This is a genomic window from Streptomyces sp. AMJ-169, assembly GCF_055597585.1.
In genome coordinates, this window is record NZ_JBVLTJ010000004.1 from 180,235 (window position 1) to 193,157 (window position 12,923).

Genomic DNA, 12,923 nt, shown 5'->3' on the forward strand with positions numbered 1-12,923 from the left:
TCCTGCGCTTTCGTGGCTGCGGTGTCGGTTGTCCTGGCCGAGCGTACGTGCCGGTCACCGGGGCGCGCCCGGGGATTCCTGCCCCCAGGTGACCGCCCGGCGTGGGAGCGGCCCGGTCCGGCGCGGCCCCCCGCATCCTCGGTGCGGACGACCGGCACCGGACCGGTCGCCGGGCTTCGCGGGAGGTCGCGGTGAAGGTACGTCGAGTGGTGGTGGCCGTGGGTGCGGTGCTGGTGGCGTGGGCGGGGGTGGCGCCGGCGGCGGACGGGGTGCCCGCGCTCGGAACCCCAGCGCAGACAGCGCCCGAAGCACAGGCCAAAGACGCGGCGCATTCTCAAGCCGGACCCGCGCCCGCAGCGACAACAGCGGCCACAGCCCAGGCCAAAGCCGCCCCCGAACCCCCCGCCACCCTGTGCGCCCCGGCCGGCGTCCTGCGTGGCCCCGACGGACAGTTCGCCCGGGTCAGCCTCTGTGCCGGTACCGGCACCCCCCTCCTCGCCGTCTCCGCCCCCGCCACCTGCCGCCGGCCGGGCACCGCCCCGGCCTGTCTGACCTCGGGCAGCTGGACCGCGACGCGGGACGGGGTGCGGGTCGCGGCGGGTGCGCTGCCGGGTTCGGCACCGTATCCGGGGCCCGGGACGTACGAGGTGACGGCGGACGTGCGGGTGCGTTCGGTGCCGGCCGGGGTGGAGCTGGCGGGGACGGTCCGCGCGCGGCTCACGCTGAGCGCGCCGAAGGCGGCTCCCTCGCACCGGATCGAGGTGGACCGCGAGGCGGTGGCGCCGGACTCCGTGACGACGCTGACGTACACGGTCGCGCGGGACGCCGACGCGGGGGACGGGAGCGGGCGGTTCGGGCTGATCGGGGAGGAGGCGTCCGGCGTAGAGCTGAGCACGGACGATCCCCGGTGCGTGAATCCGCTGGTGGGCCGGTACCCAGCGAAGAGGCGCAGCCCGCACGCCCTGGACTGCGCGCTCACCGAGCTCCAGCCGGGCCGGCCCGACACGGTCGTCGTACGGGTCGCGCTGAAGGGGACCTGTTCGACGGTCGTGTCGAAGCTCGGCTACTGGGTGCCGCGCGGGCAGGCGCTGTACACGGGCGGGATGCTGGAGGGGCCGACCGTGACGTGCGCCAGGTGAGCCTTTCAGCCGACGGTGATCGCTGACACCGGGCAGGCCCGGGCGGCCTCGCGGACCAGGGGGTCGTCCAGGTGCTCGGCGTAGTCGGACTGGAGGGTGGAGAAGCCGTCGTCGTCCTGGGTGAAGACCTTGGGTGCGGTCAGGGCGCACTGTCCGGCGCCGATGCAGACGTCCGTGTCGATGTCGATGTGCATGAGCGGAGCCTCTTACCAGGTCACGGGGAGTTCCAGCATCCCCTGGATCGTGTCGGCGGGCTTGAACGGGATCTCCTCGGGCGGCGCGGCCAGTCGCAGTCCGGGGAGCCGCTTGAGGAGGGTGCCGAGGGCGATCTCCAGTTCGGCGCGGGCCAGGTTCTGGCCGAGGCACTGGTGGATGCCGTAGCCGAAGGCGATGTGGTGGCGGGTGGGGCGGTGGAAGTCGAGGGCGTCGGGGTCGTCGTACCTGCTGGTGTCGCGGTTGGCGACGGCCGAGCCGATGAGGACTCCCTCGCCCGCCTTGATGGTGGTGCCGCCGGCGTCGATGTCCTCCAGGGCGACGCGCTGGAGGGACTCGACGATGGACAGCATCCGCATGAGCTCTTCGACGACCTCGGGCAACAGGCCCGGGTCCGCGCGGAGTTCGGCGAGGCGGTCGGGGTGCTGGAGGAGGGTGAAGGTGCCCAGGGAGATCATGTTGGCGGTGGTCTCGTGGCCCGCGACGAGCAGGATCAGGCCCATGTCGATCGCGGTCTCGCGGTCGACCTCGCCGCCTTCCATCCGGCGGTGGACGAGCAGGTCGAGGACGCCTTCGCCGGGCGGCTGCTCGCGCTTGCGGTCGATCAAGTCGCCGAGGTAGGCGCGGAGTCGGTCGCGGGCGTCGCGGACCTCGTCGTTGTCCCGGCCGCGCAGCAGCCGGCGGGACTGGAGCTCGAAGAACTCGTGGTCGGCGTAGGGGACGCCGAGCAGGGCGCAGATGACCATGGAGGGGACGGGCAGCGCGAAGGTGCTCACCAGGTCGGCGGGCGGCCCCTGTTGAAGCAGCGCGTCGAGGCGGCCGTCGACGATGCGCTGGATGTCGGGGCGCATCTCCTGGGCCCGGCGCAGGGTGAAGTCGGCCACCAGCATGCGGCGTTGGACGCGGTGCTCGGGGTCGTCGAGGGCGATCATGGAGAGTTTCCGGTCACGCAGGGCGACGATCCGGGACGCGACGGCCGGGAAGCCGGGGTGGGTGCGGTCGGAGGAGAGCCGGGGGTCGGCGAGCAGGGTGCGGGCGAGTTCGTGTCCGGTGACGATCCACGCGGTGCGGCCGTCGTAGAGGGTGACGCGGCTCAGCGGGCGTTCGGCCCGCAGGGGGTCGTAGCTGCTGGAGGGGTGATAGGGGCAGGTGCGGTCCTGCGGGTAGGCGACGGGGGTTTCGGTCAGTTCCGTCATGGCTGCCTCACAGAGGGTGTGTGCCGTCGTACCGCACGCCATTAGATGCCCAGGGCATCTATAAGAGTACGTCGCGTTCCGGCCAGATGGACCCGGTTCACCCATCTGGCCAGAACTCTCCGTCCCGGGCGGGGACGGCGGTGATCAAGTCGGTGAGGATGGGGCCGTGCGGGCCCGGATGATTTCGCGGGGTCCGCGCGTTGTCGAGTACCGCAGCTGTACGACGTGACGAAGAGGATGGACACCATGCCGCTCGAAGGCGAGTACGAGCCCAGCCCGACGCAGTGGGTGCGGGAGCAGGTGGAGCTGTACGAGAAGTCCGGGGGGACCGAGGGGACGACGCTGCTGGACACCGGGATGCCGGTGATCCTGCTGACGTCCCGGGGCGTGAAGAGCGGCAAGCTGCGCAAGACGCCGCTCATGCGGGTCGAGCACGACGGCCGGTACGCGGCGGTCGCCTCCCAGGGCGGCGCGCCGACGCACCCGGTCTGGTACCACAACCTGAAGGCCGATCCGCATGTCGAGCTCCAGGACGGGCCGCGGAAATGGGACTTGACGGCCCGTGAGGTGACCGGCGCGGAGCGGGCCGAGTGGTGGGAGCGGGCGGTCGCCGCGTTCCCGAACTACGCCGAGTACCAGACGAAGACGGAGCGGGAGATTCCGGTGTTCGTGCTGGAGCCGTAGCCCCACAGGACCCCGTCGCGCCTCTCTGTCGCGGCGGGGTTTCTTTCCGCGTGCTTCCTGGACACCTGTCCAGCTATAGTGGACACCTGTCCAAGAAATCGACCCGAAAGAGGCCGCAACGTCATGGAGACGGTCGCGAACGTGCTCGTGGGGCTCATCGCCGCCCTGCACGTCTACATCCTGGTGCTGGAGATGTTCCTGTGGCAGAAGCCGCCGGGCCGCCGCTTCCACGGCTTCGACCCGGAGTTCGCGCGGGCCACCGCCAAGCTCGCCGCCAACCAGGGCCTCTACAACGGCTTCCTCGCCGCCGGCCTGGTCTGGGGCCTGATCGCCGCCGGCCCGACCGGCTTCCGCGCCCAGGTCTTCTTCCTGTCCTGCGTGATCGTCGCCGGTGTGTACGGCGCGGTCACGGCGAACCGGCGCATCCTCTTCGCCCAGGCGCTGCCCGGCGCGCTCGCCCTCGCCGCCGTCCTGGCCGCCCATTGATCCGCCGGGCGGCCGAGGACCCGCGCGCCGCGCGCACCCGGGCGGACCTGCGCGCGGCGCTCCTCGCGGAGTGCGCCGAGCGCCCGCTGGAGGAGGTCAGCGTGGCCGCGCTGGTGCGGCGCGCGGGGGTGGGCCGGGCCACCTTCTACGTCCACTACACCGACCTGGAGGACCTCGCGGTCGACGCCTGCGCCGACGTCGTGCGCGAGGCCGTCGAGGCGCTGCACGCCTGGCAGGGCCGCCCGGACCCGGTGCGCGCGCCGGCCGCGCTGCCGGAGTTCTTCGCCTCCCTGACCCCGCACGCCGGCCTGTACCGGGCCCTGCTCACCCCCGGCGGGGGCGGCCCGCTCGGCCGGGTCCTGCACCGGGACCTGCGCGCGTACAGCCTGCGCGAGCGGGAGCGGGCGGGCGCGGCGGACGCCCCGCTGGTGGCGTCGGCGGTGGCGGCGACGTTCGCGGGGGTGCTGGCCGACTGGCTGCACGGGCTGCTGGAGGGGACGGCGGGCGAAATAGCGGACCAGGTATGGCAGTTGCTGGTGGCGCTGCACGCGAGCCGGTGAGGGCGGGGCGGCGGGAGAGGCTCGCCGCCCCGGCACCCCTGGTCAGAACACCAGCACCGGCTTGATCGTCTTGCCCGACTCCATGTCCCGCACGGCCTGTCCGATGTCGCCGAAGGGATACGTCCCGATCAGCCGCTCGACGGGGAACCGCCCGGACTTGACCAGCTCGACCAGCGCCGGGACGGACGTACGCGTCTCGGTGTCCCCGAGGGTGAGGCCGACGATCCGCTTGCCGGGGATCAACCCGTTGACGTCCAGGGCGACTTCGGTGCCGAAAGGCGGTGCGCCCACGACGACCAGGGTGCCGCGCGCCGCCAGCGCGTCCACGCCCGCGCGCAGGACTTTGGTGTTGCCGGTGGTCTCGACGACCCCGTCCGCGCCCTGCCCGCCGGTCAGTTCGGCGATCGCCTCCCCCACGTCGGCCGTTGCCGCGTCGATGGTGTGGGTGGCCCCCAACTCCCGTGCCAGTTCGAGGCGTTCGGCGACGCGGTCGACGGCCACGATCGCCGCCGCCGGGGTCTGCCGGGCGGCGATGACGGCGGAGAGCCCGACGGCCCCGGCGCCGAGCACCACCACCACGCTGCCCGCCTCGGGTTTCAGGACGTTCCAGACGGCGCCGACCCCGGTCTGGACCCCGCAGCCCAGCGGCGCGAGCGAGGTGAGCGGTACGTCGGGGTCGACCTTGACGAGACTGCGCTCGTCGACCAACGCCCGTTCGGCGAAGGAGGATTGGCCGAAGAAGTGCCCGCCTATGGGCTCCCCGTCCCGGGTGACGGTGGCGCTCCCGTCGGCGCGGCTGCCGCCGATGAGGTTGAGCGCCAGCCATTCGCCGCAGTAGGCGGGGTGCCCGCCCCGGCAGTTGCGGCACTCCCCGCAGGACGTGAACGACAGCACCACATGGTCCCCGGGCGCCACCCCGCGCACATCGGCCCCGACCGCCTCGACGACCCCCGCCCCCTCGTGCCCGAGCACCCCGGGCAGCGGGAACGGCATCCCGCCGCCCGCCACGCTGAGATCGGTGTGACAGAGCCCGGCCGCGACCAGCCGTACGACGGCCTCGCGCGGGCCGGGGTCGTCGAGGACGACGTCGGCGAAGGTGAAGGGGGCGCCGCCGGACTCGACGACGGCGGCTCGGGTGGTGATGGGCATGGCTGGACTCCCTTGAGGATGAGGTCAGTTGATTTCTGATGAACCGTCAGTCGAGGGACACCACCACGGACTTGACCTTCATGTACCCCTCCAGCGCCTCGGGCCCGTACTCCCGCCCGTAGCCGGACTCCTTGACCCCGCCGAAGGGCACCGCCGAGTCCAGCAGCGCCCAGTCGTTGATCCAGACGATGCCCGCCTGGAGCCGGTCGGCGACCCGGTGGGCGCGGGCCAGGTTGCGGGTCTGGACGCCCGAAGCCAGGCCGTACGGCGTGGAGTTGGCGAGGGCTATCGCCTCGTCCTCGGAGTCGAAGGGCTGGACGGTGAGGACGGGGCCGAAGACCTCCTCCTGGACGACGCGCGAGTCGTTGGGGAGGTCGGCGATGACGGTGGGCCGGTAGTAGTAGCCGCCGTCGAGTTCCAGCCGTTCCCCGCCGCAGACGATCCGGCCGCCCTCCTTGCGGGCGAGGTCGACGTACTCCTCGACCTTGCGCAGGTGCCGCTCCCCCGCCATCGGGCCGACGACGGTCCCGGGGTCGCGCGGGTCGCCGACGGGGACGGCGGGGACGGCGTCGGCGAGGATCCCCAGCAGGGTGGGCAGGACCGCGCGGGCGACCAGCAGCCGGGGGCCGCCCATGCAGAACTGGCCGCTGTTGAAGACGAACCCCTTGATGACGGCGGCGACGGCCTTCTCCAGGTCGGCGTCCTCGAAGACGAGGTGGGCCGCGTTGCCGCCGAGCTCCAGCGTGACCGGTTTGAGCGCCTGCCCGGCGATCCCGGCGGCGTGCCGGCCGACGGCGGTGGAGCCGGTGAAGGCGACCTTGTCGATGCCGGGGTGGCGCAGCAGGGCCTCTCCGGCGACCGGTCCGGTACCGGTGACGACGTTGAGGACGCCGTCGGGCAGGCCCGCGCGCTGGAGCAGCTCGGCCATGTAGAGGGCGCTGAGCGGGGTTTCGTCAGCGGGTTTGTGAACGACCGTGTTCCCGGCGGCGAGTGCGGGCGCGATCTTCGTACCGGCCAGGATCAGCGGGAAGTTGAAGGGGGTGATCGCGGCGACGACGCCCAGCGGGCCGCGCCGGGTGTAGGCGAGGGCGCCGGACTGGGTCTCGCGGGCGGCGCCGTCGAGGCGGAGGGCGAGGGAGGCGAAGTACTCGTAGTCGTTGGCGGAGTTGGTGACGTCGACGGCGTGCGCGAGGGTGATCGGCTTGCCGGCGTCCAGGCTCTCCAGTGCGGCGAGCTCGTCCTCGTTCTCACGCATCAACTGGGCGGCGCGGTGCAGGATCCGGCCCCGCTCGCGCCCGGTCATCTTCGCCCAGGGGCCGTTCTCGTAGGCCTCGCGGGCGGCGCGTACGGCGGCGTCGACGTCGGCGGGGCCCGCTTCGGCGACGGTGGTGAAGACCGTGCCCCGGGAGGGGTCGATCACCTCGGTGCGGGCCCCGTCGGCGGCTTCGCGCCACTGACCGTCGATGAACAGCTGCCCGGGGTCGGTCTGGAAGGCGGTCATCGCCCACTCCTCAGGTGTACGGCGCCCTCGGCCTCGTCGCCAAAGGTTCAACCATCAGGTTTCCTGATGGTCCGCAGTTTCATCACAGACAGGTTTCCTGTCAATGCTTTACGCTCCTCCCTATGGCCGGAAGTGATGCAGCCAAAACACCCCCCTCCCTGCTGTACATGGTCAAGCAGGTGGAGCTGGTCGTCCGCTCGCACCTGGACGAGCTGGTCAAGCCGTCCGGGATCACGGCTTTGCAGTACACGGCGCTGACGGTGCTGGAGCGCCATGACGGGCTGTCCGCCGCCCAGTTGGCCCGGGACTCCTTCGTCACCGCGCAGTCGATCGCCGACCTCGTCCGCTCGCTGGAGAACCGGGGGCTGGTGCTCCGCGAGCGCAATCCGGCCAGCCGGCGCGAGCTGCTGATCCGGCTCACGGCGGAGGGGCGCGCGCTGCTCGCCCGGCACGCGGGGCCGGTGCGGGAGCTGGAGGAGCGGATGAGCGGGGAGTTGACGGAGCGTCAGCGGGAGCAGTTCCGGCAGGCGTTGACGAAGGCGTGGCAGGCGTTGTCGTAGGGCGCGCGCGGGGTCGGTGTACCGGTCCGTCGTGAACACAGGCAGTCACGGCCGGATATGAGCCGTTCATTTTCGAAGACATATGTCAATCGAACATGCTGGAATTCATTCCATCGGGGGTAACTTGCTGGGGCAGGCTCCGCCGAGCGCTCCCCAGTGTCCGAAGAATCCGACCGCCGGCCCGTGCTGGAGGCAATGCCATGGTGCCTCAGGAACCCCTTGTCGACACCCCTCACCTGCGCGTCCGCGGTGAACAGGGGTATGTCGTGCTGGAGTTCCGCGGTGAGATCGACATCGTCGCGGCGCTGGAGATCCAGCCACATCTGGACGAGACGGTCACGGGCCCAGCCCCGCACGTCCTGATCGACCTCACGCCCGTCGAGTTCTTCGACTGCTCCGGGCTGCGGCTGCTGTACCGGGCCCGCACCCGGGTCCTGGAGCGCGGCGGGCAGCTGCGGCTGGTGTGCGTCCATCCGCTGACCCTGCGGGTGCTGCGGGCGACGGGCCTGTCCAAGCTGCTGCCGCCCGCCCCGACCGTCGAGGCGGCCCTGGCGGGGGCGGGGCCCGCCTAGCTGTCACAGGTCGTCAACAAGGCGGTGCGGAAACGCAGTTGGCGGGAACCCTACTGTGGAAGGAGGACCGCCATGACGACTCCCACCAAGCCCGCCGCGGCCCCCGAGGCACGCCCCGCCCGCCGCTTCCCCGGCTGGGCGAAAGTGCTCACCGGGATCGTGCTCGTGCTCGTCGTGATGTTCGCCGGGATCCGGCTGAGCCTGCTGCCGGGCCTGCGCGACTTCTTCGGCACCGAGAGCCACGACCGCACGGGCCCCGCCCTGCTGGAGTCCATCCAGGACATGAGCCGCTACGACGCGGCTTCCGGCAACTTCCAGGTCGTCGTCGATCTGGAGAAGGACGCCAAGTACCTCCCCAGCGCGATCCGCGGCACCCGCACCCTGTACGTCGGGGCGGGCACGGTGGACGCCTACGTCGACCTCGGCAAGGTCGCAGGCCAGGACGTGCAGGTCAACGGCGACCGTACGACGGCCGTGCTGAACCTCCCGCACGCCCAGCTCGCCGCCCCCGCCCTCGACCCCGACCGCTCCTACGCCGTCTCCAAGCAGCGCGGGCTGCTCGACCGCCTCGGCGACCTGTTCTCCGGCAACCCCAACAGCGAGCAGGCGGTGCAGAAACTGGCCGTGCAGCACATCGGGGACGCGGCGAAGCAGAGCGGGTTGACCGCCCGCGCGGAGACCAACACCACGGACATGCTCAAGGGGTTGCTGCGGTCCCTGGGGTTCAAGGAGGTGACCGTCTCGTACGGGACGTGAGCGGGCCCGCCCGGGGAACCGGCTCCGGCATCCTCGGGCGGCTTCGGGGTAACAGGGGTATGACGTACGGCAGTTGAAGCCTGGAGGACCGCAGATGTCCCGCGCAGCCTCACGTATACGTACGACGTTGACGAAAAGACCTCCGGTCGCCCCTCCTGAGAAACCCCGTAAAGTACCCCGCCCCCTCCCCCTCGTCCTGCGGCTCCCGATCATGCTCGTGGCGTTCGCCGTCATGGTCGGGTTCGCGGTGTTCCTCGCGCGGATGACGCTGGAGCCGTCGCCCGCCTCGGTGCCGTTCGTGCACTCCAACCTGCGGCCGGGGCACTCTCTGCGGGCCTATCTGGAGCAGCCCGCCGCGCGGGACGCGGTGAAGCAGATCGGCGGGAACCTGCTGCTGGGTGTGCCGTTCGGGGTGCTCGTGCCGGTGCTGGCGCCCAGGGCGCGCGGGGTGCTGAAGGTGCTGCTTCTCACCGGCATCGTGATGCTGCTGGTCGAGCTGGCCCAGGGCGCGCTGATCACCGGGCGGGCGTTCGACATCGACGACGTCATCCTCAACACGTCCGGCGCGCTGGTGGGTTACCTGCTCCTGGGCCGCCGGCTCGGCCGGGGCGTGCACGCCCGCACGTAGGCGGTCAGCGCGGCTTCCAGGTGTAGCGGTCGCCGCCGACCCAGCGGATCAGGTCGGGGTCGTCGAGGTCGTCGATCGGGGCGCCGAACGTGGCGGCGGTCTCCAGGACGTCGGCCATGGTGCGGGCCGCCCCGACGACCTGACCGTCGATTTCCACGATGCGGAAGGGAGGGGTGCCGGGCTGCACACCCAGCACCATGACCCGCGGATGGGAGATGTGGGGGCTCGCGATTTCGGTCATGCCATCGAGCGTAGAGCGCGTACGGCCGACCGCGACCTGACGGCGTCGGGCAGGCTCTGACCTGCGGTGACGACGGCCCCGCCGGACTCGGCGGGCGCCCGCGCCGCCCCCGCGCGACCCTGGTGGGGTGACCCCGGACCCCGTGGCGGCGCTGGAGCGGATCGCCTTCCTGCTGGAGCGGTCCCTGGCGCCGCCGTACCGGGTGAAGGCCTTCCGTACGGCGGCCCGGCTGCTCGCGGGGCTGCCGGCGGCGGAGGTCGCGCAGCGGGCCGGCGCCGGGACGCTGGAGTCGCTGAAGGGGATCGGCCCGAAGACGGCGCAGGTCGTACGGGAGACGCTGGCCGGGCGCACCCCCGGCTACCTGGCGAAACTGGAGACCGAGCCCTGGCCGCCGCCGGGCGGCGAGACCTTGCGCGCCCTGCTGCGCGGCGACTGCCATCTGCACTCGGACTGGTCCGACGGCGGCAGCCCGATCGAGGAGATGGGCCGTACGGCGATCGCGCTGGGCCATGAGTGGGCGGTGCTGACCGACCACTCGCCCCGGCTGACGGTCGCCCGGGGCCTGAGCCCCGACCGGCTGCGCCGCCAGCTGGAGGCCGTCGCGGAGCTGAACGCGGCCTGGGCGCCGTTCCGGCTGCTGACCGGCATCGAGTGCGACATCCTCGACGACGGCGGCCTGGACCAGGAGCCCGAGCTGCTGGCGCGGCTCGACCTGGTCGTCGTGTCGGTGCACTCCAAGCTGCGCATGGACGCCCGCGCGATGACCCGGCGGATGGTGGCCGCCGTGCGCAGCCCGTACGCGGACGTGCTGGGGCACTGCACGGGGCGGCTGATCTCGGGGCGGGAGCGGCCGGAGTCGGTGTTCGACGCGGCGGAGGTGTTCGCGGCGTGCGCGGAGGCGGGCACGGCGGTGGAGATCAACAGCCGGCCCGAGCGCCTCGACCCGCCCCGGCGGCTGCTGCGGCAGGCGGTGGCGGCGGGGACGCTGTTCTCGGTCGACACCGACGCGCACGCCCCGGGGCAGCTGGACTGGCAGGTGCTGGGGTGCGCGCGGGCGCAGGAGTGCGGGGTGCCGGCGGAGCGGGTGGTGAACACATGGCCGTACGACAAGCTGCTGGACTGGGCCCACGGGGCGTAGTGCGCGGCGCGCCATGAATGCGCTTGACTTCGAGAGCGCTCCAATTCGTAGCGTTTCCGGCATGACCAACGGCATCACCCCTCAGCACAAGATCGGTTCCGGTTTCGGCGCGCACAGCACCGCCGACGACGTCCTCGCGGGCCTCGACCTCACGGGCAGGCTGGCCCTCGTGACCGGCGGCTACTCGGGCCTCGGCCTGGAGACGACGCGGGCGCTGGCCAAGGCGGGCGCGCGGGTCGTCGTACCGGCCCGGCGGGTCGAGGCGGCGCGCGAGGCCGTCCAGGGCCTGCCCGGCGTCGAGGTGGACGAGCTGGACCTGGGCGATCTGGAGAGCGTGCGCGCCTTCGCCGACCGGTTCCTTAGCACCGGGCGCTCCCTCGACTTCGTCATCAACAGCGCGGGCGTCATGGCCTGCCCCGAGACCCGGGTCGGACCGGGCTGGGAGGCCCAGTTCGCCACCAACCACCTCGGGCACTTCGCCCTGGTCAACCGCCTCTGGCCGGCCCTCACGCCCGGCGGCGCCCGCGTCGTGTCCGTCTCCTCTCGCGGCCACCACTTCTCCCCCGTCCGCTGGGACGACATCGACTGGCGGCAGGGCTACGACAAGTGGGAGGCGTACGGTCAGGCGAAGACCGCGAATGTCCTCTTCACGGTCCAACTCGACGCGCTGGGCCAGGAGTTCGGCGTCCGCTCGTTCGCCCTGCACCCCGGCGGCATCCTCACCCCGCTCCAGCGGCACCTCGCCAAGGAGGAGATGGTCGAGCGGGGCTGGATCGACGAGAACGGCGTCCCGCTCAACCCGCAGGGCTTCAAGAGCCCGGAGGAGGGGGCGGCCACCCAGGTCTGGGCGGCGACCTCGCCGCAGCTGGACGGGATGGGCGGGGTCTATCTGGAGGACTGCGACATCGCCGAGGGCGCTGTGCAGGGCACTTCCGGGGTCAAGGACTGGGCGGTGGACCGGGAGCAGGCGGCGCGGCTGTGGGAGCTGTCGGCGGAGCGGACGGGTGTGGACGCGTTCGCCAAGTAGCCGTTTCGGCAACTGAGTTCGGGGCGCCGGCTGTACTGGGTCCGGGGCTTCGGCTGTACCGGGTCCGGGGCGTCGGCCGCTTCGGAGGGCTCTCTGTTCGGAGGGCTCCTACGGGGTCAGCGCCCCGATCTCGGCCAGCGCCGCGAGCAGTTCGGGCGCGACCGTCTCCTGGACCCACCGGACCTGCCCGGCGTCGGCCTTCCTCGGGACCGTCTCCGTCAGCATGATCAGGTAGAGGTAGGCGCGGTAGAGGGCGAGCCGGAGCCGGGCCGGGACGTCGAACTCCCCTTGCCCGTAGGCCTCCAGGAACACCTCGTCCTCGCGGATGTCGGAGAGCAGCGCGAGGGAGACGAGGTCGGCGAGCGGGTCGCCCCAGAACATCCGCTCGCCGTCGATGAGTCCGCCGACGCGGGGGCCTTCGGGGGTGCGTTCGACGAGGATGTTGCCGGGCCAGAGGTCGAAGTGGACCAGCCGGGGGACGGTGACCTCGTCGAGGGCGTCGTACGCGCGCGCCAGGGTCGCGGCGATCTCGCCTGCGGGGAGCGGGAGTTGGGGGCGGTAGCGTTCGGTGTCGCGCAGGACGGCGGCGAGCATTCCGGTGAACGCCGTGCGCCAGTCGGCGGCGAGCGGTCCGAGGGCGCCGGAGGGGTAGCCGTGGGCGGGTCCGGTGATCCGGTGCAGTGCGGCCACGTGGCGGCCCAACTCGGCGCGCAGGGTGGCGTGTTCGGCGGGGGTGAGGTCCGCTTCGGGCCAGGGGGTGCCGGGGACGGCGGTCATCAGGAGGCGGGGTGTGCCGCTGTCGTCGTCCAGGGTGAGGGTGCGCGGGGCGGGGACCGCGGCGCGGGCGGCGCCGTCGTAGAACTCCGCCTCGGCGACGAGCAGATCGCGTTCGTGGCTCAGGCCCTCGGTGGTGGGGGCCGTTTTGAGGACGTAGCGGGTGCCGTCGGTGAGGCGGAGTTCTTCGACCGTGTTGTAGGTGCCGCCGGTGAGGGGGGTCAGGGCCGCGAGGCGGTCCGGGGGCAGGCCCGCCGACTTCAGTGCCGTGCGGGCCTGTTCCCAGGCGTCGTTCATGT

At 72.3% G+C, this 12,923-nt stretch carries 16 protein-coding genes; 10 read left to right on the plus strand and 6 right to left on the minus strand.

The window, feature by feature from the left end:
* The first annotated feature begins 191 nt into the window (after window positions 1–191).
* Entirely contained in the window at window positions 192–1,139 is a 948-nt protein-coding gene (locus ACYUD3_RS11780) for a hypothetical protein (RefSeq protein ID WP_470967749.1), read from the plus strand.
* A 5-nt stretch (window positions 1,140–1,144) separates the two neighbouring features.
* Here ACYUD3_RS11780 and ACYUD3_RS11785 read toward each other — a convergent pair whose 3' ends face one another.
* Both ACYUD3_RS11785 and ACYUD3_RS11790 read right to left on the minus strand, forming a co-directional pair.
* Window positions 1,145–1,333: a ferredoxin gene (locus ACYUD3_RS11785; RefSeq protein WP_470967751.1), complete on the minus strand. Its 189-nt coding sequence runs from the start codon at window positions 1,331–1,333 to the stop codon at window positions 1,145–1,147.
* Window positions 1,334–1,345: 12 nt separating this feature from the next.
* Window positions 1,346–2,548, minus strand: coding sequence for a cytochrome P450 (locus tag ACYUD3_RS11790; RefSeq protein WP_470967754.1), 1,203 nt, complete (start codon window positions 2,546–2,548; stop codon window positions 1,346–1,348).
* Between the two features lie 246 nt (window positions 2,549–2,794).
* Between ACYUD3_RS11790 and ACYUD3_RS11795 the strand changes: the two genes are divergently transcribed.
* The 3 genes from ACYUD3_RS11795 (at window position 2,795) to ACYUD3_RS11805 (ending at window position 4,278) form a co-directional block, all read left to right on the plus strand.
* Window positions 2,795–3,232 (plus strand): nitroreductase family deazaflavin-dependent oxidoreductase, encoded by a 438-nt coding sequence (locus tag ACYUD3_RS11795; RefSeq protein ID WP_470967756.1) that lies wholly within the window; start codon window positions 2,795–2,797, stop codon window positions 3,230–3,232.
* Window positions 3,233–3,355: 123 nt separating this feature from the next.
* The gene (locus ACYUD3_RS11800; RefSeq protein ID WP_470967758.1) at window positions 3,356–3,718 is read left to right on the plus strand and encodes a DUF1304 domain-containing protein; all 363 of its coding nucleotides are present in this window, start codon (window positions 3,356–3,358) and stop codon (window positions 3,716–3,718) included.
* A complete protein-coding gene (locus ACYUD3_RS11805) occupies window positions 3,715–4,278 on the plus strand; it encodes a TetR/AcrR family transcriptional regulator (RefSeq protein WP_470967760.1) in 564 nt (187 codons plus the stop codon). Before ACYUD3_RS11800 ends, ACYUD3_RS11805 begins: the two co-directional genes overlap by 4 nt.
* Window positions 4,279–4,320: 42 nt before the next feature.
* Here the strand turns inward: ACYUD3_RS11805 and ACYUD3_RS11810 are convergent, their stop codons facing one another.
* Complete coding sequence (locus ACYUD3_RS11810; RefSeq protein WP_470967763.1) at window positions 4,321–5,427, minus strand: NAD(P)-dependent alcohol dehydrogenase; 1,107 nt, start codon at window positions 5,425–5,427, stop codon at window positions 4,321–4,323.
* A 46-nt stretch (window positions 5,428–5,473) separates the two neighbouring features.
* Window positions 5,474–6,928, minus strand: a complete 1,455-nt coding sequence (locus ACYUD3_RS11815; protein ID WP_470967765.1) for an aldehyde dehydrogenase family protein — start codon at window positions 6,926–6,928, stop codon at window positions 5,474–5,476.
* A gap of 122 nt (window positions 6,929–7,050) precedes the next feature.
* On the opposite strand from ACYUD3_RS11815, the gene ACYUD3_RS11820 reads away from it, so the two are divergent.
* The 4 genes from ACYUD3_RS11820 (at window position 7,051) to ACYUD3_RS11835 (ending at window position 9,444) form a co-directional block, all read left to right on the plus strand.
* Complete coding sequence (locus tag ACYUD3_RS11820; protein WP_470967767.1) at window positions 7,051–7,488, plus strand: MarR family winged helix-turn-helix transcriptional regulator; 438 nt, start codon at window positions 7,051–7,053, stop codon at window positions 7,486–7,488.
* A 200-nt stretch (window positions 7,489–7,688) separates the two neighbouring features.
* Window positions 7,689–8,060 carry an anti-sigma factor antagonist gene (locus ACYUD3_RS11825; protein WP_470967769.1) on the plus strand — a complete coding sequence of 124 codons (372 nt, stop codon included), beginning with the start codon at window positions 7,689–7,691 and terminating at the stop codon, window positions 8,058–8,060.
* A gap of 72 nt (window positions 8,061–8,132) precedes the next feature.
* The gene (locus ACYUD3_RS11830; protein ID WP_470967771.1) at window positions 8,133–8,816 is read left to right on the plus strand and encodes a DUF4230 domain-containing protein; all 684 of its coding nucleotides are present in this window, start codon (window positions 8,133–8,135) and stop codon (window positions 8,814–8,816) included.
* Window positions 8,817–8,910: 94 nt separating this feature from the next.
* Window positions 8,911–9,444 carry a VanZ family protein gene (locus ACYUD3_RS11835; protein WP_470967774.1) on the plus strand — a complete coding sequence of 178 codons (534 nt, stop codon included), beginning with the start codon at window positions 8,911–8,913 and terminating at the stop codon, window positions 9,442–9,444.
* A 4-nt stretch (window positions 9,445–9,448) separates the two neighbouring features.
* Here the strand turns inward: ACYUD3_RS11835 and ACYUD3_RS11840 are convergent, their stop codons facing one another.
* On the minus strand, window positions 9,449–9,685 hold the full coding sequence (locus ACYUD3_RS11840; RefSeq protein ID WP_470967776.1) for a hypothetical protein: 237 nt from the start codon (window positions 9,683–9,685) through the stop codon (window positions 9,449–9,451).
* A 127-nt stretch (window positions 9,686–9,812) separates the two neighbouring features.
* On the opposite strand from ACYUD3_RS11840, the gene ACYUD3_RS11845 reads away from it, so the two are divergent.
* Window positions 9,813–10,823, plus strand: a complete 1,011-nt coding sequence (locus ACYUD3_RS11845) for a PHP domain-containing protein (RefSeq protein ID WP_470967779.1) — start codon at window positions 9,813–9,815, stop codon at window positions 10,821–10,823.
* Between the two features lie 61 nt (window positions 10,824–10,884).
* On the plus strand, window positions 10,885–11,850 hold the full coding sequence (locus tag ACYUD3_RS11850; protein ID WP_470967781.1) for an SDR family NAD(P)-dependent oxidoreductase: 966 nt from the start codon (window positions 10,885–10,887) through the stop codon (window positions 11,848–11,850).
* Between the two features lie 108 nt (window positions 11,851–11,958).
* On the opposite strand, the gene ACYUD3_RS11855 is transcribed toward ACYUD3_RS11850, so the two are convergent.
* The gene (locus ACYUD3_RS11855) at window positions 11,959–12,921 is read right to left on the minus strand and encodes a phosphotransferase family protein (protein ID WP_470967783.1); all 963 of its coding nucleotides are present in this window, start codon (window positions 12,919–12,921) and stop codon (window positions 11,959–11,961) included.
* Between the last annotated feature and the right edge of the window lie 2 nt (window positions 12,922–12,923).

Excerpts from the sequence above, each read along its gene's own strand:
- ACYUD3_RS11800 (WP_470967758.1), top strand. The coding sequence starts at position 3,356 with ATGGAGACGGTCGCGAACGTGCTCGTGGGGCTCATCGCCGCCCTGCAC.
- ACYUD3_RS11855 (WP_470967783.1), bottom strand. The coding sequence starts at position 12,921 with ATGAACGACGCCTGGGAACAGGCCCGCACGGCACTGAAGTCGGCGGGC.
- ACYUD3_RS11840 (WP_470967776.1), bottom strand. The coding sequence starts at position 9,685 with ATGACCGAAATCGCGAGCCCCCACATCTCCCATCCGCGGGTCATGGTG.
- ACYUD3_RS11790 (WP_470967754.1), bottom strand. The coding sequence starts at position 2,548 with ATGACGGAACTGACCGAAACCCCCGTCGCCTACCCGCAGGACCGCACC.
- ACYUD3_RS11785 (WP_470967751.1), bottom strand. The coding sequence starts at position 1,333 with ATGCACATCGACATCGACACGGACGTCTGCATCGGCGCCGGACAGTGC.
- ACYUD3_RS11815 (WP_470967765.1), bottom strand. The coding sequence starts at position 6,928 with ATGACCGCCTTCCAGACCGACCCCGGGCAGCTGTTCATCGACGGTCAG.
- ACYUD3_RS11820 (WP_470967767.1), top strand. The coding sequence starts at position 7,051 with ATGGCCGGAAGTGATGCAGCCAAAACACCCCCCTCCCTGCTGTACATG.
- ACYUD3_RS11830 (WP_470967771.1), top strand. The coding sequence starts at position 8,133 with ATGACGACTCCCACCAAGCCCGCCGCGGCCCCCGAGGCACGCCCCGCC.
- ACYUD3_RS11835 (WP_470967774.1), top strand. The coding sequence starts at position 8,911 with ATGTCCCGCGCAGCCTCACGTATACGTACGACGTTGACGAAAAGACCT.
- ACYUD3_RS11810 (WP_470967763.1), bottom strand. The coding sequence starts at position 5,427 with ATGCCCATCACCACCCGAGCCGCCGTCGTCGAGTCCGGCGGCGCCCCC.
- ACYUD3_RS11850 (WP_470967781.1), top strand. The coding sequence starts at position 10,885 with ATGACCAACGGCATCACCCCTCAGCACAAGATCGGTTCCGGTTTCGGC.
- ACYUD3_RS11795 (WP_470967756.1), top strand. The coding sequence starts at position 2,795 with ATGCCGCTCGAAGGCGAGTACGAGCCCAGCCCGACGCAGTGGGTGCGG.
- ACYUD3_RS11825 (WP_470967769.1), top strand. The coding sequence starts at position 7,689 with ATGGTGCCTCAGGAACCCCTTGTCGACACCCCTCACCTGCGCGTCCGC.